This window comes from Sphingopyxis sp. P1IMeth2, assembly GCF_900185685.1.
GTDB classification, from domain to species: Bacteria; Pseudomonadota; Alphaproteobacteria; order Sphingomonadales; family Sphingomonadaceae; genus Sphingopyxis; species Sphingopyxis terrae_A.
Genome location: NZ_FYAT01000012.1, coordinates 447,180 through 466,044, shown reverse-complemented (window position 1 = coordinate 466,044; position 18,865 = coordinate 447,180). Strand labels below are relative to the sequence as shown.

The following is an 18,865-nucleotide window of genomic DNA, read 5'->3' as shown; positions in this document are numbered from 1 at the left end:
CCCATGACCTATGCGGTCAAGGAAATATTCCTGACGCTGCAGGGCGAGGGGGCGCAGGCCGGACGGCGCGCGGTCTTCTGCCGCTTTGCGGGTTGCAACCTGTGGACGGGGCGCGAGCAGGACCGCGCCAGGGCGATCTGCAAATTCTGCGACACCGATTTCGTCGGCACCGACGGGACGCTGGGCGGCAAATATGCCGATGCTGCGGCGCTGGCGGAGCGGATTGGCGAAACATGGGGGGCGGCGCAAGGGGACCGCTATGTCGTGCTCACCGGCGGCGAGCCGATGTTGCAGGTCGACGATGCGCTGATCGAGGCGCTGCATGGCGAGGGCTTCACCGTCGCGATCGAAAGCAACGGTACGCTGCCGGTGCCGCGGCTGATCGACTGGATCTGTATCAGTCCCAAGGCAGGCAGCGAACTGGTCCAGACGAGCGGCGACGAACTCAAGCTGGTGTGGCCGCAGCCGGGAAGCGATGTCGAACGGCTCGCAGAACTCGATTTTGCGCATCGGCTGATCCAGCCGCTCGACGATGCCAATGCCGCGGACAATGTCCGGAACTGTATCGATCTGGTGATGCGCGATCCGCGCTGGCGCCTGTCGCTCCAGACGCACAAGACGCTGGGGCTGCGCTGAGCGAAGAGGCTCGCGACCGCCCTACTGGCTGTCGACCTGGGCCTTCTTTGCCGCCGGAGCGGGAACGGCGTCGGGATTGTCGCTCTGATCCGCGGGCGCTGCATCGCTGCTGCTGCTGTCGGCGCTTTCGTCGTCGGCCTTGCTGTCGGGCTTTTTCATATTGTCGCTCGGTACGCTCGTGTCGACCGCGGTGCCGTCGCTCGCCGCATTGTCGAGGACGATCATCGAGTCGCTGATCGCGCCGGGTTCGACCTCGACCGCGTCGAGCTTGGTCGTGGTCTTGCTGCCTTCGCTGCCTCCGCAGGCGGCGAGCGACAGGGTGAGGAGCGAGGTGAGGATGATCCGCGTCATGTGCCGGTCCTAATCGCTGGCCGCGAGCTTGTCGAGAAAGGCCGGAAGGGCGTCGGCGAGCGCGGCGTCGACTGCGGCGAAATCAGCGGGGCGACCAAGCTCCGCCAGGCTCGTCACCGGAAATTCGGCGATGCCGCATGGTACGATGCCGCCGAAATGCGTCATGTCGGGCGCGACGTTGAGCGAAAAGCCGTGGAGCGTCACCCAGCGCCGGACGCGGACGCCGATCGCGCCGATCTTGGCCTCGCGGCCCTCGCGGTCATCGGTCCAGATGCCGATCCGCCCCTCGGCGCGGCGCGCTTCGACGCCGAGCCGCGCGAGCGCGTCGATCACCCAGCCTTCGAGCGCATGGACATAGGCGCGCACGTCGCGCCCGCGCTGCGCGAGGTCGAGCTGAACATAGCCGACGCGCTGGCCGGGGCCATGATAAGTGTAGCGCCCGCCGCGGCCCGCGTCATAGACCGGAAAGCGCGGGTCGAGCAGCTCAGCGGGGTCGGCGCTGGTCCCGGCGGTATAGAGCGGCGGATGTTCGAGCAGCCAGATGCGCTCGCCCGCCGTGCCTGCATGGATCGCGGCGGCGCGCGCCTCCATATCGACAAGCGCGGCGGGATAATCGACAAGGCCGGGCGAAACGGTCCATTCGGGAGGCGGGAGCGCGGACATCGCGCGGCTTCTGCCCCGCGCGGGCGCGAAGCGCAAGGGGGCGGCAACCGCACCGAACGGGGCTGGACTTTGGCCGCGAAGCCAGTCAGGTTCAGCGCCAATCCGAAGCGATAAATGACGGGGTATCAATGGCAAAATTCGATATGGGCGCGGCGTGGGACGATGCCATTCAGCTTCTGAAGGCGCACCGCCCGCTCACCGGCACCATCGCGGCGGTTTTCCTTTTCCTGCCGGCGCTTGCGGTGGCCTGGTTCGGCCCGGCGCCGATCGAGCCGCCCGCCGAAGCGACGATCGACCAGCTGACCGCAGCAATGCGGCAGAATATCCTTCAGATGCTGCCGTATCAGATCGGCGTTGCGCTGTTCACCATGTTCGGGACAGTGGCGATCATGCGGCTGTGGCTGTCGCGGTCGAGCACCAGCGTCGGCGAGGCGCTGGGCTTTGCCGCCTCGATGCTGCTCACCATCGTGGCGGTGCAGATATTGACCGGCCTGATGCTGGGCGTCGGCTTTCTGCTGCTCGTCATTCCGGGGCTTTATCTGATCGGGCGGCTCGCTTTCGTCGCGCCGCTGGTCGCCGACCGCGCGATCCGCAATCCGGTCGAGGTGATCGCGACGAGCTGGCAGATGACGCGCGGCAATGGCTGGCGCATTTTCCTCTTCCTGTTTCTCGTCACGCTGGTCGTCATCATCGCCGCCTCGCTGGTGGGCGGGCTCGTCGGCATGATCGGCGGCGCCGGCAGCGTCGGCAAGATGCTCGGCGGGTTGGTCGAAGCGGGCTTCGGGCTCGTCGCGACGATGATCTCGATCGCGATTTCGGCGGCCGCCTATCGGCAGCTGGCGACAACCCAGGCGGGAGATATTTTCGCCTGACCATGTCCAACAGGGGAGAATGGATGTGAATAATATCAGCATCAGTCAGGCCTGGTCCTATGCGACCAGCTTTTTCAGCGGCCGTGCCGCCGAGCATGCCATCGCGCTGATCGGCGTCGGCATCGCGGTGCCGCTGATCCTGCAACTCGCGCTCGGCGGCGGCATGGCCGCCTTCGATCCGGCGCGGATGACGAGCGGGGCAGGGGCTTTCGCCGCGTTCAGCGGTTTTGCGATGCTGCTGGGCCTGGTCAATTACATCCTCCAGACGGGCAGCTATTTTGCTTCGTGGCGGTTGGGCTTTAGCGATGGTCAGGAAAATGTCGGGGGGGCCCTCGGCTATGGGCTGGTCGCCGCGCTGCCCGTGCTGCTTTTCACGGCGGCGATCCTCTTCGTGATCGGCATCATCGGTTTTCTGCTCTTCGGCGGCGCCTTTGCGCCGGCGCTGCTCAGCGGCCGCCAGCCGAGCGAATCGGCGCTGGCGGGGATGGGCTTCGCGATGTTGATCCTCGTGCCGCTGTTCCTGCTGTTCATCGTCTGGCTCGCGGCGCGGCTGTGCTGCACCGGGCCGATCATGGCCGACAAGCGGACCTTCAACGTCCTGACCGGCCTGTCCGAATCGTGGCGGATCACCGGCGCGGCGCAGTGGAAGATCTTTGCCTATTTCATCCTGCTGGGCATCGCCTTCCTGGTGATCGCGATGATCCTTGGCGCGGTGGTCGGCTTTTCGGTTTTTGCGAGCGGCGGGATGCCGGGCGCGGGATCGATGGTCGGCCTGATCGTCGGCAGCATCGTGATGAGCATTCCCGTCGCCTATCTGCAGGTCGGGATTCCGGCGGGCATCTACCGCGCGCTCGGGCCCGTCGATGCGGGCAGCGTATTCGCCTGATCGACGGTCAATATCGCAAAATTCAGGGGCGCCCGCAGCCGACGCGGCGCCCCTTTTTCGTCAGCTCCATTTGGCGAGCGGCGGCAGGCTCATCAGGATCGCGTCGATATTGCCGCCGGTCTTGAGCCCGAACAGCGTGCCGCGGTCGTAGACGAGGTTGAATTCGGCGTAGCGACCGCGCCACACCAGTTGCTCCTCGCGCTCGGCTTCGGTGAAGGGCTGGTTCATCCGGCGCCGCACGATCTGAGGGAAGATGTCGAGGAAGGCCTCGCCCACGGCGCGGGTGAACTCGAAATTGCGGTCGAAGCCTGCATCGTCGGCGCATTCGAGATGATCGTAGAAGATCCCTCCGACGCCGCGATGGACGCCGCGATGCGGGATATAGAAATAATCCTCCGCCCATTTCGAATAGCGGGCATAGGCATCGGGACCGAAGGGCGCGCAGGCGGCGCGCAGCCGCGCATGAAAGGCGTCGGTGTCCTCGGCATAGGGGATGGGCGGGTTGAGGTCGGCACCGCCGCCGAACCAGCGCTTAGTCGTCGCGAGAAAGCGGGTGTTCATATGCACCGCCGGAACATGCGGATTGGCCATATGCGCGACGAGGCTGATGCCGGTGGCGAAGAAGCGCGGGTCGCTTTCGGCGCCGTTGATCGACTGAGCGAAATCGGGCGCGAACTCGCCCGCGACGGTCGAAACATTGACCCCGACCTTTTCGAAAACCTGGCCGGTCATCACCCCGCGCACGCCGCCGCCGCCTTCGCCCGCCGCAACACCCTCGGCCTCGCGGTCCCACGGCGTATAGGTAAAGCGCGCGTCGCTGCCCGCCTCGGCCTCGATCGCCTCGAACGCGGCGCAGATCCGGTCGCGCAGCGACTCGAACCAGTCGCGCGCCGCCTGTTGCTGGGGATCGAGCGAAATCATGACGCAAAGCCTTTCGTCTGCCGGAGTGCCTCGGCCAGCGCGATGCCAGCCGCGACCGCGACATTCAAGGACCGAAAGCCCGGCCGCATCGGAATCGCGACCCGCGCCGCCGCGGCGGCATGGACATGCGCGGGGACGCCCGACGACTCCGCGCCGAGCAGCAGCACGTCGTCCTCTTGAAACACGAAATCGGGCAGGGCGGTCGCGCCCGCGGTGGTCATCAGCACCAGCCGCCCGCCTTCGGCCCGGTTCCAGTCGCCGAAGCCCGCCCAATCGGCGTGGCGCTGCACATTGGCGCGCACGGCATAATCCATTCCGGCGCGGCGTAGTGCCTGGTCGGAAAAAGGAAAGCCGCACGGTTCGATGATGTGCGCGCGCGCGCCGAGACAGGCCGCGGTTCGCAGGATGGTGCCGACGTTACCGGCGATGTCGGGCTGAAACAGGGCGATTTGCATCGCTCCGCCTTAGCTTCGCGCGCTTGCGGAATCGAGAGGGGGCAACATAGCGGTCACAAAGCGGAAATTGCCTGTTGGCAAGGCTGTTGTGTGCGGCTATCAGGCCCGCAATTCCCGGAGGGGCCGCCGGGATTTGCGACGCTTTGCGCGCGTAAAACGGGGTGGCCAGTTTTCCGAGAACCATTGTCAGTTCACCCAGCGCAAGGGCAATCGAATGGCCAGTGAATCCAATCTCAACGCCGGCATCGAGGATGGCGTGCGGCGCCGGGACTTCATCAATATCGCGGCGGTCAGCTTCGCGGGTGTTGGTGCGGCCACCGTCGTTTTGCCGCTGGTGAACCAGATGAATCCGTCAGCGGACGTGCTGGCGCTTTCGTCGACCGAAATCGACATTTCCGCGATCCAGTCGGGTCAGGCGATCAAGACGAGCTGGCGCAAGCAGCCGGTGTTCGTCCGCAACCTGACGCCCGTCGAAATCGCCGAGGCGAAGAAGGTGCCACTGAGCGATCTGCGCGATCCGCAGACGCTCGACGAGCGCACCAAGCCCGGCAAGGAAAACTGGCTGATCACGCTAGGCGTCTGCACCCACTTGGGCTGCGTGCCGCTCGGCGCCGCCGAGGGCGAGCCGCGCGGCGATTATGGTGGCTATTTCTGCCCGTGCCACGGTTCGCACTACGACACCGCGGCGCGTATCCGCAAAGGCCCGGCGCCGAAGAATCTGTTCGTGCCGCCTTATGAATTCAACAGCGACACCGTCGTGACGATCGGCTGAGGAGCGAGATAAGATGAGCTTTCCCTGGGCCAAGAACTATGAACCCCAGCAGCCGCTGATGAAGTGGCTCGACGCGAAGCTGCCGCTGCCGCGTCTCGTCTATAATGCGATCGGGGCCGGCTATCCGGTGCCGCGCAACCTCAACTATTTCTGGAACTTCGGCGTCCTCGCCGGGGCCGCGCTCGCGATCCAGATCATCACCGGCATCGTGCTGGCGATGCATTATGCCGCCAATGCGGGCGTCGCGTTCAACTCGGTCGAGCATATCATGCGCGACGTGAACGCCGGCTGGTTCCTGCGCTACGCGCATATGAACGGCGCGAGCATGTTCTTCATCGTCGTCTATCTGCACATCTTCCGCGGCCTTTATTACGGTTCGTACAAGGCGCCGCGCGAAATGGTGTGGCTGCTCGGCGTCGTGATATTCCTCCTGATGATGGCGACCGCCTTCATGGGCTATGTCCTTCCCTGGGGCCAGATGAGCTTCTGGGGCGCGCAGGTGATCACCGGCTTCTTCTCGGCGATACCCGCCGTGGGCGAACCGATCCGCGTCTGGCTGCTCGGCGGTTTTGCGCCGGACAACGCCGCGCTCAACCGCTTCTTCTCGCTCCACTATCTGCTGCCCTTCGTGATCGCGGGCGTCATCATCCTGCACATCTGGGCGCTGCATATCCCGGGCTCGTCGAACCCGACCGGTATCGAGGTGAAGGACGAACAGGACACCGTCCCCTTCCATCCCTATTACACCGCGAAGGACGGTTTCGGCCTCGGCGTGTTCCTGATGATCTTCGTGGCGCTGACCTTCTTCAGCCCGAACCTGCTCGGTCACCCGGACAATTATATCCCGGCGAATCCGCTTTCGACGCCGGCGCACATCGTTCCCGAATGGTATTTCTGGCCGTTCTACGCGATTCTGCGCGCCTTCACCTTCAACTTCCTGTGGATCGATGCGAAGCTGTGGGGCGTCATCGCGATGTTCGCGGCGATCGCGCTGCTCTTCTTCCTGCCGTGGCTCGACAGCTCGCCGGTGAAGTCGTCGAACTATCGTCCGCTCAACCGCATCTTCTTCTGGATCCTCGTCGTCGACGTGTTCATCCTGGGCTATTGCGGCAAGAGCCCGGCGGAGCAGCCCTATGTGATCCTCAGCCAGCTGTGCGCGGCCTATTATTTTGCGCACTTCCTGATCATCCTGCCGATCATCTCGCGGATCGAACGGCCGCTTCCGATGCCGAATTCGATCACCGAGGCGGTCCTCGCCAAGAATGCCGACGCGTCGTCGGCCCCGGCAACGGCCTGAGCGCCGGACTTTTATAGGAGCTGATACAGCCATGGTTCGTCCGCTCGGATTTCTCGTCGGCCTGGGTTTCATCCTGGCGCTGCTGTGCGCGATCTTCACCACGCCGCTCTCGAACGAGCCCAACGCGGTGCATGAATTCCACAAGCACCCGCGCCACCTCGCGCTCGCCAGCGACGGCATGTTCCCGCATTGGGACAAAGCCCAGCTGCAGCGCGGAATGCAGGTGTACAAGGAAGTATGCTCGGCCTGTCACAGCCTGAATCTCGTCGCGTTCCGCGACATCGCCGAACTCGGCTATACCGAGGGTCAGGTGAAGAGCTTTGCCAAAAGCTATGACAATATCCCGTCGATCAACCCCGACACGGGCGAGCCGGCGACCCGCACCGGCCTGCCGTCGGATCACTTCCCGGCGCCCTATGCGAACGAAACCGCGGCGCGCGCGGCGAACAACAATGCGCTGCCGCCCGATCTTTCGCTGATCACCAAGGCGCGCGAAGACGGCAAGAATTACGTCTATTCGCTGATCACCGGCTTCCAGAACCCGCCGGCGAACCTGCCGAAGGAACTGCAGCCGGCGACCGGCCTGCATTACAACCCCTATTTCGCGAACCTCAACCTCGCGATGGCACCGCCGCTGGCCGATGGTCAGGTGACCTTCGCGGACGGTTCGCCGAACGACCTCAAGAGCATGGCAAAGGACGTGACCGCCTTCCTTGTGTGGACGGCAGAACCCAAGCTGGTGAAGCGCGTGTGGACCGGCTGGGCCGTGTTCCTCTACCTTCTGATCTTCACCATCCTTGCCTATCTGTCGTACCGGAACATCTGGGCCGGCAAGGAACATTGAGGATTGGGGACGCGGGCATAGCGAAGGGCGGTCGAGGATGATCGCCCTTCCGCCGCGTCCCGACCTCGACCTTTCGGGGCTGGTGCGCACGATCCCCGATTTCCCGAAACCCGGGATCCAGTTTCGCGACATCACGACATTGATCGGCGACGCGGCGGGCTTTTCCGAAAGCGTCCGCCGCCTGGCAGACCGCGCGGCCCGCTATCGCCCCGACCTGATCGTGGCGATAGAGGCGCGCGGTTTTCTGTTCGGCGCGGCGATGGCGACCGCGCTCGGTATCGGGCTGGTGCCGGTGCGCAAAGCCGGCAAGCTGCCCGGCGTGACCATCGGCGTCGACTATGAACTGGAATATGGCACCGACCGGCTCGAGCTGCACGAAGGCGCCGTCACCGAGGGCCACCGCGTCGTGCTGGTCGATGATCTGCTCGCCACCGGCGGGACCATTCTCGCGACCGCCGAATTGATGCGCAGCGTCGGCGCCGACGTCGCCGCGGCGCTGTTCGTCATCGACCTTCCCGACCTCGGCGGCTCGCAGCGGCTCGAGGCCGCGGGCCTCGCGTGCGAAACGCTGATCGCCTTCGACGGCGATTGAGGTGCGGCGGAGTTGAAGTGGTCAGTGGACGGATCATATCTTAGGCTGTTGATGATGCCGATGAATGTGAGACGCTACGGGGAGAGGTCGCGCTATCGGATTGGTTCGGCAGCGCTTGTAGCAATTACTGGCGTTGCTTTAGCGTCGGCAAATATCGGCATTCCCGCGTGGTTTATCTTTCTCGTTGCAGTCGTTGCCGGGATTGCCCTGACGATAATGACTTATCATCGCCTTCGCGATGCGAAGCTATCCACTGCGTGGTTGCTTTTGATGATCCTCCAGTTTGGCATCGGACCAACATGGCATCTTTCGGATCATGTAGCTTTCAACATCGGCGGATCAATCATCAGCTTGGTGCCAGTGATATTCGGATGGATCGTGCCCCGAGAGGCGGATCAAAAGATTGAGCTAGAGTCTGCTTAAGGGCCGATTCCACTCATATCCCACCGCGCCGCAACGCGGCTTCCCTTCAAAGAAAAAGGCCCGCGTCCGGAGACGCGGGCCCATCGCCCTTTGGGGGTGGCGGGTGCTTCAGAAGGGCACCCAGCTCTGTTTTTTGCGGAATTTCATATAGCCGATATTGGCGCCGAGCCGCGCGCCGACGCCGACGCGGATCGGGATGAGGACTACGTCGCCGCGCCGCAGATAGCTCGCATTGAAGCCGCCAATGAGATAGGCGGCGCCTTCGCCCGCCGGATAACGTTTGTAGAGATCCTCGCTGTCGAACAGATTGTAGACCAGCACGAAGGTGTTGCCGGCATTGGCGCCCGCGTCGAAGCCGATCGAGGGACCGGTCCAGTAGACGGGGCGTTCACCCTCGATCTTGTGGTACAGTGTGCCCGATCCGTAGCGCAGCCCGATACCAAGCGCGCCGCCAGCTTCGCGGCCGACGATATAAGCGTTGGGCTCGCCCTGCTTCTTCAGAATATCTTCGATGAGGCCGGCGAGGCCCTGCGCGCCCTTGCCGAAGACCCCTTCGGCGGCGCCGATCAGATCGTCTTCCTTGTATGTGGTGCCATCGGCGGCCGTCGTTCCGGTTGCAGGCGCAGCGGTGGTCGTGCTCGCGTCGGGCGAGGTGACCGAATATTGTTCGGCACCGGTCGCAAGGTCGCTGTCGAGCGACGGGTCGCTGGTCGTCGTGGCGGGCGGGGGAGGCGGCGGGGGCGCCGGATTGTTGAGGTCAGAATCGATCGCCGTATTGGGATCGACCGATGTCATCTGTGCGTGCGCCGCCGGCCCGGCGAGCATCAGCTCGATCGAGGCGAGAGCCGCAACGGCAAGATTGGTGAGCGCATTCCGCATATAATCCCCCAAAAATCGGCGGCTTCGGGCGCCGCAAGCCGGGTTAACCATGACTCATCCTGTCGGCGCGGCAATGAACGGGCGATGACTTGAGTCGATTTTGCGCCGGACCGAATCATTTCCACCGACCAATAGGGGAATAAGTGACAAAAAGGCCAATGTTAGGCGTTGCGGGGCGGGATCGGTCTGGCTATAGCGCCCGCTCAGGCCAACCTGCCGTTCGCGCGGCAGACCATGCGGAGACGTGGGTGAGTGGCTGAAACCAACGCTTTGCTAAAGCGTCGTACGGGGAACCGTACCGAGGGTTCGAATCCCTCCGTCTCCGCCACCTCTTCCTTCCATCTGTCTCGAGCAGCTCGCGGCGGTCGCCCGCGGCTGCGGGCATGCGCGCAAATTTCGCCCGCTTATCTATTGTAAATGCGAATCGTTCGCGATAGTGAGGGCCAAATTTCAAGGGCCTCTCTCCTCCATGCACGCACCGACCCCAACGCACACGCCGACCAAGAAGAGCCGCCGCGCCTTCTGGCTCAAACAGCTTCACATGTGGCACTGGATGAGCTCGGCTATCAGCCTGATCGGGCTGCTGTTGTTCGCGATCACCGGTTTCACGCTGAACCATGCCGCCGATATAGAGGGGGCACCGCGCGTCGCCGAGCGTAGCGCGCAATTGCCGGCGCCGCTGCTCGAAGCGCTGGCGGCGGCGGACCCGGCGGACGGCAAGAGGACGCTCCCCGCGCCGGTTGCGGCGTGGGTCGAGGCGAATTTTCCGGTCCGTGCGGGCGAAGCCGAATGGTCCGCCGACGAGGTCTACATGGCCGCGCCGCGTCCCGGCGGCGATGCCTGGGTCGCGATCGATCGCGCGACGGGCGCCGCCACCGCGGAAATCACCGACCGCGGCTGGATTTCCTATCTCAACGATCTGCACAAAGGGCGCAATTCGGGCGGCGCGTGGAGCCTGTTCATCGACATATTCGCCTTTGCCTGCCTGGTGTTCGCGCTGACCGGGCTTGTGCTGCTTCAGCTTCATTCGGCCAAGCGCAAGAGCACCTGGCCGCTCGTCGGCGCGGGGGTGGCGATCCCCGCCACCATCGCGATCCTCTTCATCCATTAAGGAGATGCCATGCAAACCGAGTTTCGATCCGTCCTGACCGGCGCCTCGCTGGGGCTGGGCGCGGCGCTGTCGGCGCCGGCGCTCGCCGCCGATCCGGGGATGATGGAGGTCAGCGTCACTATCCCGCAGATCAAGGTCGCCGAATATCATCGGCCCTATGTCGCCATCTGGGTAGAGAAGGCCGGCGCGCCCGCGAGGACCGTCGCGATCTGGTACGACCATGACATGAAGAATAACGAGGGCACCAAATGGCTGCGCGACGTGCGGCAGTGGTGGCGCGCCTCGGGCCGTTCGATGCGTTTTCCGGCCAATGGCGTGACGGGTGCGACGCGCGCGCCGGGCACGCACAGGATATCCTTCAGCCGCGCGCAGCTCGGCGCGCAGGCGTCCGGCGACTATGTCCTGGTGATCGAGGCTGCGCGCGAAGTCGGCGGGCGCGAGTTGCTGCGCATTCCGTTCCGCTGGCCCGCCAAGGCCGGCGCCGGGGGGCGCGCGGCGGGCAAGGCCGAACTTGGCACCGTTTCGATTTCCTTCCGTTGATCCAGAGAGGACCGATCATGAAGACCCGATTGCTGATCGCCGCGAGTGCCGCGCTGGCCCTTTTCGCCGCAGCGCCCGCGCAGGCGCACCGCCAATGGATGCTGCCGTCCTCGACCGTGCTGTCGGGCGACGATGCGTGGGTGACGGTCGATGCCGCCGTTTCGAACGACCTGTTCTATTTCGAGCATCAGCCGCTGCGGCTCGACGCGATGAAGGCATGGGCGCCCGACGGCAGCGAAGCGCCGATCGCGAACAAGGCGACCGGCCGCTATCGCAGCACCTTCGACGTTCATCTGACGCAGAAGGGGACGTGGCGCATCGCCTCGGTCGCCGACATGCTGATGGGAAGCTATGATCTGGACGGCAAGACCGAACGCCTGCCGCGCGGGACGACGGCGGCCAATCTGGCCGAGCGCCTGCCCGCCGGGGCGACCAATGTGCGAACCGCCGAGGCGAACAACCGCAACGAGATTTTCGTGACGGTGGGTGAGCCGACGACGACGCTGTTCGCCCCGACCGGCAAGGGGATCGAGCTGGTACCGGTGACGCACCCCAATGATCTGTTCGCGGGCGAAACCGCGACCTTTCAGTTCCTGCTCGACGGCAAGCCCGCGGCGGGCCTGCCCGTCACGGTGATCCCGGGCGGTATCCGCTACCGCGACCAGCTGGGCCAGATGGTCCTCAAGACCGGTGCTGACGGCAAGGTCGCGATCAGCTGGCTCGAACCGGGTATGTACTGGCTCAACGTCACCACGCCGCAGGCGGAGCGCGAAGAGGGCGCGGGCGGCCCGCCGCCGCTTGCCCGCCGCGCAAGCTATGTGACGACGCTCGAGGTCATGGCGCCCTGACCGACCGGATATTGATCCCCCGGGCGCTGACGCCCGCCGCCTTTGCGGCGCGCCGTCCGGGGGTGCCGGTCCGGAGCTTTTCGGGACGGACAATGGGCACGAGCTGGTCGTTGCAGGCGGTCGACGCACCGGCTTCGGCGGGCGAAAGCGTCCGGCGCGCGCTCGATCGCGTCGTGCGGCAGATGAGCCAGTGGGAAGCGGAATCGGACCTGTCGCGCCTGAACCGCGCGCCCGCGGGGGAATGGCACGCGATCCCGCCCGAATTTGCGCGCGTGATGGCTGCGGCGACCGCGATCGCCGAAGCGAGCGGCGGCGCGTTCAATCCGGCGCTGGGGCTGCTGACCGAACGCTGGGGCTTCGGTGCGGCGGGGCCGGTCGCTGCGGTGCCCGAGATCGCACCGCCCGATGCACCGCCTGACATTGCCTTCGATGCCGCGGCGGCGCGCGTCCGGCGCGGGACGGGGGCGGCGCTCGACCTGTCGGGGATCGCCAAGGGATTCGGCGCCGATCTTGCTGCCGAGCAGCTGCTCGCGAGCGGGGTGCGCCATTTCCTGATCGAAGTCGGGGGCGAATTGCGCGGCGAGGGGCTGCAGCCCGACGCACAGCCCTGGTGGGTCGATGTCGAGCCGCCGCCCGGCCAGTCGCTCGCGCCCTGGCGGCTCGCGCTACACGACCTGTCGGTCGCGACCTCGGGCAATTACCGGCGCGGCTTTACCGACGGCTGCCGCCATTATTCGCACAGCTTCGATCCGCGCAGCGGGCGCCCGCTCGTCAACGGCGTGGCATCGGTGACGGTGGTGCATCGCAGCTGCATGATCGCCGACGGCTGGGCGACCGCGCTCACCGTCGTTGGTCCTGAGCAGGGCATGGCGCTTGCCGATGCGCAGGGTCTTGCGATGCAGATGATCGCGGACGGCCGCGAATATGTCTCGCGTGAGTGGCGCGCGATGCTGGATTAGGAACGCCAGGCCTTCAGGCGTCGGCCCATTGGCGCAGCAGATTGTGATAGACGCCGGTCAGACGGACGACGGTCGGATCGCCCTGACCCATTGCCGCGGCGGCGCCCTGAACCCCCAGGTCGAGGTCGAACAGCAGGTTGCGCTGCGCCTGATCGCGGATCATCGACTGAATCCACATGAAACTGGCGACACGGACGCCGCCCGTGACCGGTTCGACGCGGTGAACGGTGCTCGACGGATAGAGGATGAGGTGGCCGGCGGGGAGCTTGACGCCGGGCGCATCGGCCATGCCGTCGATGACCAGGCCTCCACCTTCATAGCTGTCTGGGTCGGCCAGAAACAGCGTCGCCGACAGGTCGCTGCGAATCCGGAAATCGGTGCCGCGGCGCATCCGCACGGCATTGTCGATATGATCGCCGAACGCCTCGCCGCCCGAATAGCGATTGAAGAAAGGCGGATAGATTTTGAGCGGCAGCGCCGCCGCCATGAACAGCGGCGAGCGGCCGAGCGCGTCGATCACCATTCGGCCCGCCTCGACCGCCGCGTCGCCGAATTCGGGAAGCTGCTGGTTGCGCTTGGCCAGTGCCGCCTGCGGTCCCGACGTCTCGTTGCCGTCGATCCAGTCGGCGCGGTCGAGGATGGTGCGGAGCGCCTTGACGCCCTCGGCATCGATGAGGTCGGGAATGATGCGGATCATGCGCGTTACTAAGCCGAAAAGCCCGGGCGCGGCAATCGCCGCGCCCGGGGTTGCAATCAGAATTTGTAGAAGAGGCTGAGGACCGCCGAGCGTTCCTCGCCGGGCGTCGCCCAGCCGCCGGTGACGATGCCGGTGGTGCTGTTCACATTGTTGCGCACGCCGGTGTAATAATCCTCGTTGGTCAGGTTCGACACATTGAGCTGCGCCACCAGGCCGTTGCCGAATTCATAGGACACGAACGCGCGGTGGATCAGATAATCGTCGACGAAATATTGCGAGCGCTGCGCCATGTTGCGCTGGCTGGTCGCAAAGCTGCCCTGATAGGTCAGGCCATAGCCAATCTGCAGCCCGAACGGCAGCGTGTAGGTGGTGAACAGGCTGCCCGAATGTTTCGGGGTCTGGATCAGCCGGTCGCCCGCCTGCGGATCGGGCAGCGCGGCGCTGTTGGTGCAGGTGCCGCCGCCGGGGTTGGCGATGCAATAGTCCGACACGCTCTGCCGCACCGTTCCGTCGAGATAGGTGTAATTGGCGAAGATCGACCAGTTGGGCGTGATCGCGCCGGTCAGGCCGAGCGCGAAGCCGTCGACGCGCGACTTGCCGTCGAGCACCTGCAGCGAGCTGGGCAGTGAGGCGTCGTTCGACGGCACGCGGTAATTGCTGCGTTCGTTACGGAACAGAGCGGCGGTGAGCAGCAGCTTCTTGTCCATGAGCTCGGCCTTCGCCCCGATCTCGTAAGTGCGGCCGCTTTCGGGCGCGACATCGCAATTGGTGCCGCAGCCGAGCCGGACCGTCGCCGACGACGGCGTCTTGCTGTTGCCATAGGCAGCATAGAGGCTGACATTTTCGACCGGGTGGAACACCGCGCCGACGCGATAGGAAAAGAGATTTTCGTCGCTTATCTGGTCGGCGCCGCGGGTGTAGACCGCGCCGGTTGCGGGCGTCGTTATGGTGTCCGCGCGGAATTTGGCGCGCGAATTTTCATAGCGCAGCCCGGCGTTCAGTTCGAACATCGGCGACAGCTCGAGCGTGTCGAAGGCGTAAATCGCCCAGCCGCGCGTATCGCCATAGCTGTTGCCGGTGCGGACATAATTGACCGGGCCCGACCAATAGGTGTCGGGGTTCGACAAGCTGATCGGTCCCTGCACGGGATTGGGCGTGGCGCCGCCCGCGTTGCGCAGCAATTGCGCAACCTCGATCGAATAATCCTCCTGGCTCAGCGAGCCGCCGATGACCAGCGTGTTGTGGATGCCGCCCTTGGTACCGCTGACGATGGTGAGGTCGGTCTGGTTGTAGAGCAGTTCGTTTAGCTGATCGCGGACCAGTCCGCGCGGTCCGGCGGGGTAATAATTGCCCGGCATATCCTGGCCGCTGGGGCAGGGGACGCCGACGGTCGCATCGGGCGCCGCACCGATCGGCTGCAGGCCGCTGGCCAGGCAGAAGACACCCTGCGGCGCGCTCGTCTGGCTATCTTGGTGGACGCGCTGCCAACGCGTGAGGTTACGGATCGACACGGCATCGCTGAACGCGTGGCGGAAGGTTGCGGTGAAGCGGTCGACCTTGGTCTTCTGTTCGTCCAGATTGACGATGCCGAAATAGGAGCTGTCATCGACCCCCGGCAGCGGGCCATCGTTCACGCCGCTCAGGAAATAGGGGACGCCATAGATCGGCGTGTTGTCATCATCCTGGTGAATATAGGCGAGGGTCAGGCTGGTGTCGCTGTCGACGCCGATGGTGATCGATGGCGCCACGCCCCAGCGCTGATAGGATTCGACGTCGCGGCCGGGCACGTCATTTTCATGATACATGGCGTTGAGGCGCACCGCGATCAGCTCGCTGAGTCGCCAGTTGCTGTCGACCGCCGCCCGATAATAATTGTCGGTGCCTACCGCGGCCTGCACCGTCGTCGCATCGCGCGCGAAGGGAATCTTGCTGACGAGATTGATCGTCCCGCCGACGCTGCCCGATCCGTTGAAGACCGAGTTGGCGCCGTTGTAGACTTCGATCTGCTGGAGGTTGAACGGGTCGGTCCGGCTGTATTGTGCGCTGTCGCGCACGCCGTCGAAGGTGATGTCGTTGCTCGCCGAATAGCCGCGCAGGTTGATCGAATCGCCATAGCCGCCGCCGCCTTCGCCCGCGCCGAAGGTGATGCCCGGAATCGTCGAAAGCGCGTCGCGCAGCGTGAGCAGATTCTGCTGCCTGATCTGTTCCTCCGACACCACGGTCACCGTCTGCGGCGTGTCGACGATCGGCGCGGTCGATTTGGGCGTTTCCACCGCGACGCCATTGGTGCCGGTGACGATGATATTTTCCCGATAGCCGGGCGCATCCTGCGCATCGTCGGCGGTCGCGGCAAGCGCGGGCGCGCTGACGAGGCTGCCGACGCAGGAGAGAGCGAGGAAAGAAACAGGCTTCACGGTGTTACCCCCTTATGGTTGTTGTAGGGAGTCCGCTATTGAGAGTCGTTCGCAGAGTCAACAATAATGCGAATCGTTCGCGATAATGTCGCGACTTTGTCGCAGGTGGTGGTAGTGATCGGGGTGTGGCTACGCCTGCGGGGCGGTGACTAGCGCCGTGGCTCGAGCCACCAGCTCTGCCGCCAGCCATAAGGGCTGGCGACGGGTTCGCCGCGCGCATTGGTCGCGGGCCGGAAGCGAAAGCGCGCCTCGATCAGCCGGCACGTGGTCGAATCGAGCGAGGCATCGCCGCTCGATCGGCTGACCCGGCATCCGCTGACGCGGCCGCTGGCCTCGATGGTGAAGCGTACTTCGACGACCCCGCCGATATGCGCGCGGCGCGCCTCACGGGGATAGTCATTATCTTCGATCGTTCCGCTGCGCCACACGGCGCGCGTGCCGCCGCCGGTTCCGCTGCCTGCACCGCCGGACCCGGTGCCGTCGCCGCGTCCGCCAGCGCCCGATCCGGGGCCCGGGGTTGGGGTCGCGCCCGCCGATGGATCGCTGCCGCTGCCGGGCTGCGGTGCCGCCGCGACCGGAGGCGGCTCGGGCGGGACGATCCGGGGCTTGGGCGCTGCGACCGCCGCGGCCTTGGCAAAGCGGTTCGCCGCCGACGCCTTGCCGCTCGCCGCGTCGCTTTTCGCCGGAGCGGGGGTCGCGGGTGTCGGCGGAGGTTTCGGTGCGGGGAGCGCGATGGCGCTGATCGCCTCGCCGGCCTTGCGGATTACCGCAATGTCGAGGCTGCTGACGAGCGCCGAGCCGACCAGCAGCGCGGCCAGGGCCGCGCCGCCGCCTGCCAGGGCGCGCTGCCGCGCCGGAAGCTGTCCGCTATATGCCATCGCCCGATCCCGGCGCGCGCCCATCGCGCGGCTTCGGGGCCAATATTAAAGGAAATCGTCTAGCGTGGACATGAACCGCTCGAACTGGTCGTGGTGCAGCCAGTGGCCGGCGTTCTCGAACTCGATGACCTGCGCGGACTTGAAATGTGCGATCCGACCGTCCTTCGCCGGGTTCGACGCCCAGCTGTTGGCGCCATAGAGCAGTAGCGTCGGGCATGTGATTTCCGCCCACAGCGACGCGATTTCGTCGTGCGACAGATCGAAAACCGACCAGATGTTGAGATAATTGTCGAACTTCCAGCTCCACGTCCCATCCTCGTTGCGGCTGACGCCGTGGATGGTCAGGTGACGCGCCTGTTCGGGGGTCAGATAGGCATTTTCGCCCATCATCCGCGCCAGCGCATCGTCGAGCGTCGGATAACGGCGCGGCGAACGGCCCGCCGCCTGTCGTTTGTCGTCGATCCATTTGCGGAACCGGTCGGCGACCGGGGTTGCGAGGCGTTCGGCGATCAGCTTGGGCGAGGGGCCAAGCCCCTCGATCGCGACGAGCTTGGATACGGTGTCCGGATAGAGCCCGGTGTAGCGCAATGCGACATTGCCGCCCATCGAATGCGACACGATCGTCACCGGCGACAAATCGAGCTGGTGGATGAGCTGCGCCAGGTCATAGACGAAGGCGTCCATGTCGTAATTGCCGTCGGGCGACCAGGCGCTGTCGCCATGGCCGCGCAGGTCGGGCGCGATGACATGATAGCGATCGCGCAGCTTTTCGGCGACCCAGTCCCAGTTGCGGCAATGATCGCGCCCGCCATGCACGAGAAGCAAGGGCGGCGCGTCGGCATTGCCCCAATCGACATAGTGCAGCTTCAACCGCTGCGAGATGTAGGAGTGCGACGTGGGGCCACTTGCCATCTGATCATCCTTGCTGTCTGGTTGCGTTTCAAAAGGCGACCGAATCCGATCCGTCAACCCCGCATGGGGCGGCGGCGCGGGGCGAAGGCGCTGAAACAGCGAAGGGAAGAGTGAGGCCATGACCAGTTTTCGCGACAATCTGCTCGCCGGCAAGACCGCTTTCGTCGCGGGCGGCACGAGCGGCATCAACCTTGGCATTGCCAAGCGTTTTGCCGAATTGGGCGCGCGCGTTGCCGTCGCGGGGCGCGATCCCGACAAGGCGCGCCGCGCCGCCGACGAAATCGGCCATGACGCGATCGGGCTGTCGGGCGATGTGCGCGATTATGGCGCGATTCGCGGGGTGATGGAGACGGTCGCGGACAAGTTCGGCCCGATGGACATCGTCATATCGGGCGCCGCGGGCAATTTCCTCGCGCCGGTGCTCGGCATGTCGGCCAACGCCTTTCGCACCGTGGTCGATATCGATCTCAATGGCACCTTCAACGTGTTTCGCGGCTGCCACGATCTGCTCAACAAGCCGGGTGCCTCGCTGATCGCGATCACCGCAGGGCAGGCGGTCAATGCCTCGGCGCTGCAGGCGCATGCCTGTGCGGCGAAGGCGGGGATCAACCAGCTCGTGCGGGTGCTGGCGCTCGAATGGGGCCCCGATGTGCGCGTCAACGGCATCTCGCCGGGACCGATCGCCGACACCGAGGGCATGAAACGGCTCGCGCCCGACGACGCGACGCGCGAGGCGCATTATGCCCGCATCGCGATGAAGCGCTGGGGCAAGGTTTCGGAGGTCGCCGAATCGGCGGTTTTTCTCTGCTCGCCCGCCGCGAGCTATATCACCGGAACGATCCTCGACTGCGATGGCGGTAGCCAGGTGGGCGACGCATCGCGGCTCGACCTGGCGCGCGGCATGGCCTGAGGCTC

22 protein-coding genes and 1 tRNA gene are annotated in these 18,865 nt (G+C 65.3%); 14 read left to right on the top strand and 9 right to left on the bottom strand.

All coding sequences use genetic code 11. From position 1 onward, the window contains the following. Nucleotides 1-3: 3 nt before the first annotated feature. Nucleotides 4-636, top strand: coding sequence for a 7-carboxy-7-deazaguanine synthase (queE, locus tag P1IM2_RS09030; protein WP_062902664.1), 633 nt, complete (start codon nt 4-6; stop codon nt 634-636). A gap of 21 nt (nt 637-657) precedes the next feature. Here the strand turns inward: queE and P1IM2_RS09025 are convergent, their stop codons facing one another. Both P1IM2_RS09025 and lipB read right to left on the bottom strand, forming a co-directional pair. Next, the gene (locus P1IM2_RS09025; RefSeq protein ID WP_062902663.1) at nt 658-987 is read right to left on the bottom strand and encodes a hypothetical protein; all 330 of its coding nucleotides are present in this window, start codon (nt 985-987) and stop codon (nt 658-660) included. A 9-nt stretch (nt 988-996) separates the two neighbouring features. After that, on the bottom strand, nt 997-1,650 hold the full coding sequence (gene lipB, locus P1IM2_RS09020) for a lipoyl(octanoyl) transferase LipB (RefSeq protein ID WP_186402232.1): 654 nt from the start codon (nt 1,648-1,650) through the stop codon (nt 997-999). Between the two features lie 128 nt (nt 1,651-1,778). On the opposite strand from lipB, the gene P1IM2_RS09015 reads away from it, so the two are divergent. Both P1IM2_RS09015 and P1IM2_RS09010 read left to right on the top strand, forming a co-directional pair. Further along, nucleotides 1,779-2,522, top strand: a complete 744-nt coding sequence (locus tag P1IM2_RS09015) for a glycerophosphoryl diester phosphodiesterase membrane domain-containing protein (RefSeq protein ID WP_062902662.1) — start codon at nt 1,779-1,781, stop codon at nt 2,520-2,522. A gap of 25 nt (nt 2,523-2,547) precedes the next feature. Next, nucleotides 2,548-3,408 carry a hypothetical protein gene (locus P1IM2_RS09010; RefSeq protein WP_186402231.1) on the top strand — a complete coding sequence of 287 codons (861 nt, stop codon included), beginning with the start codon at nt 2,548-2,550 and terminating at the stop codon, nt 3,406-3,408. A gap of 60 nt (nt 3,409-3,468) precedes the next feature. On the opposite strand, the gene hemF is transcribed toward P1IM2_RS09010, so the two are convergent. After that, nucleotides 3,469-4,329 (bottom strand): oxygen-dependent coproporphyrinogen oxidase, encoded by an 861-nt coding sequence (hemF, locus tag P1IM2_RS09005; protein WP_186402230.1) that lies wholly within the window; start codon nt 4,327-4,329, stop codon nt 3,469-3,471. Next, on the bottom strand, nt 4,326-4,784 hold the full coding sequence (locus P1IM2_RS09000) for a tRNA (cytidine(34)-2'-O)-methyltransferase (protein WP_186402229.1): 459 nt from the start codon (nt 4,782-4,784) through the stop codon (nt 4,326-4,328). The genes hemF and P1IM2_RS09000 overlap by 4 nt, the downstream gene beginning before the upstream one ends. 214 nt (nt 4,785-4,998) lie before the next feature. Here P1IM2_RS09000 and petA point away from each other — a divergent pair, with 214 nt between their 5' ends. From petA to P1IM2_RS08975, 5 genes are read left to right on the top strand one after another with little or no spacing between them, the layout of a single operon-like run. Continuing rightward, nucleotides 4,999-5,556 (top strand): ubiquinol-cytochrome c reductase iron-sulfur subunit, encoded by a 558-nt coding sequence (gene petA, locus P1IM2_RS08995; protein WP_003050479.1) that lies wholly within the window; start codon nt 4,999-5,001, stop codon nt 5,554-5,556. 13 nt (nt 5,557-5,569) lie between these two features. Then, on the top strand, nt 5,570-6,853 hold the full coding sequence (locus P1IM2_RS08990) for a cytochrome b (RefSeq protein ID WP_062902658.1): 1,284 nt from the start codon (nt 5,570-5,572) through the stop codon (nt 6,851-6,853). Between the two features lie 31 nt (nt 6,854-6,884). Continuing rightward, complete coding sequence (locus tag P1IM2_RS08985) at nt 6,885-7,697, top strand: cytochrome c1 (protein ID WP_003050484.1); 813 nt, start codon at nt 6,885-6,887, stop codon at nt 7,695-7,697. Between the two features lie 37 nt (nt 7,698-7,734). Beyond that, nucleotides 7,735-8,289 (top strand): adenine phosphoribosyltransferase, encoded by a 555-nt coding sequence (locus tag P1IM2_RS08980; protein ID WP_186402228.1) that lies wholly within the window; start codon nt 7,735-7,737, stop codon nt 8,287-8,289. A 48-nt stretch (nt 8,290-8,337) separates the two neighbouring features. After that, nucleotides 8,338-8,712, top strand: coding sequence for a hypothetical protein (locus P1IM2_RS08975; protein WP_186402227.1), 375 nt, complete (start codon nt 8,338-8,340; stop codon nt 8,710-8,712). 108 nt (nt 8,713-8,820) lie between these two features. On the opposite strand, the gene P1IM2_RS08970 is transcribed toward P1IM2_RS08975, so the two are convergent. Next, nucleotides 8,821-9,591, bottom strand: coding sequence for a DUF1134 domain-containing protein (locus P1IM2_RS08970; protein WP_186402226.1), 771 nt, complete (start codon nt 9,589-9,591; stop codon nt 8,821-8,823). Nucleotides 9,592-9,829: 238 nt separating this feature from the next. Between P1IM2_RS08970 and P1IM2_RS08965 the strand changes: the two genes are divergently transcribed. The 5 genes from P1IM2_RS08965 (at nt 9,830) to P1IM2_RS08945 (ending at nt 13,049) form a co-directional block, all read left to right on the top strand. After that, nucleotides 9,830-9,919: transfer RNA gene (locus P1IM2_RS08965), tRNA-Ser, on the top strand. 141 nt (nt 9,920-10,060) lie between these two features. After that, on the top strand, nt 10,061-10,702 hold the full coding sequence (locus P1IM2_RS08960) for a PepSY-associated TM helix domain-containing protein (RefSeq protein WP_186402225.1): 642 nt from the start codon (nt 10,061-10,063) through the stop codon (nt 10,700-10,702). A 9-nt stretch (nt 10,703-10,711) separates the two neighbouring features. After that, complete coding sequence (locus P1IM2_RS08955) at nt 10,712-11,242, top strand: DUF2271 domain-containing protein (RefSeq protein ID WP_062902654.1); 531 nt, start codon at nt 10,712-10,714, stop codon at nt 11,240-11,242. 17 nt (nt 11,243-11,259) lie between these two features. Further along, on the top strand, nt 11,260-12,090 hold the full coding sequence (locus P1IM2_RS08950; RefSeq protein ID WP_186402224.1) for a DUF4198 domain-containing protein: 831 nt from the start codon (nt 11,260-11,262) through the stop codon (nt 12,088-12,090). 11 nt (nt 12,091-12,101) lie between these two features. Next, nucleotides 12,102-13,049: an FAD:protein FMN transferase gene (locus tag P1IM2_RS08945; protein WP_186402223.1), complete on the top strand. Its 948-nt coding sequence runs from the start codon at nt 12,102-12,104 to the stop codon at nt 13,047-13,049. A 13-nt stretch (nt 13,050-13,062) separates the two neighbouring features. Here the strand turns inward: P1IM2_RS08945 and P1IM2_RS08940 are convergent, their stop codons facing one another. From P1IM2_RS08940 to P1IM2_RS08925, 4 genes are all read right to left on the bottom strand, one after another. Further along, the gene (locus tag P1IM2_RS08940) at nt 13,063-13,746 is read right to left on the bottom strand and encodes a Fe2+-dependent dioxygenase (protein ID WP_062902651.1); all 684 of its coding nucleotides are present in this window, start codon (nt 13,744-13,746) and stop codon (nt 13,063-13,065) included. 56 nt (nt 13,747-13,802) lie between these two features. After that, nucleotides 13,803-16,160 (bottom strand): TonB-dependent receptor, encoded by a 2,358-nt coding sequence (locus P1IM2_RS08935; protein ID WP_186402222.1) that lies wholly within the window; start codon nt 16,158-16,160, stop codon nt 13,803-13,805. Nucleotides 16,161-16,309: 149 nt separating this feature from the next. After that, nucleotides 16,310-17,038 (bottom strand): energy transducer TonB, encoded by a 729-nt coding sequence (locus tag P1IM2_RS08930; RefSeq protein WP_260833966.1) that lies wholly within the window; start codon nt 17,036-17,038, stop codon nt 16,310-16,312. A 45-nt stretch (nt 17,039-17,083) separates the two neighbouring features. Further along, the gene (locus P1IM2_RS08925; protein WP_186402220.1) at nt 17,084-17,950 is read right to left on the bottom strand and encodes an alpha/beta fold hydrolase; all 867 of its coding nucleotides are present in this window, start codon (nt 17,948-17,950) and stop codon (nt 17,084-17,086) included. Nucleotides 17,951-18,068: 118 nt separating this feature from the next. Between P1IM2_RS08925 and P1IM2_RS08920 the strand changes: the two genes are divergently transcribed. Continuing rightward, entirely contained in the window at nt 18,069-18,860 is a 792-nt protein-coding gene (locus P1IM2_RS08920) for an SDR family oxidoreductase (RefSeq protein WP_062902648.1), read from the top strand. Nucleotides 18,861-18,865: the final 5 nt, after the last annotated feature.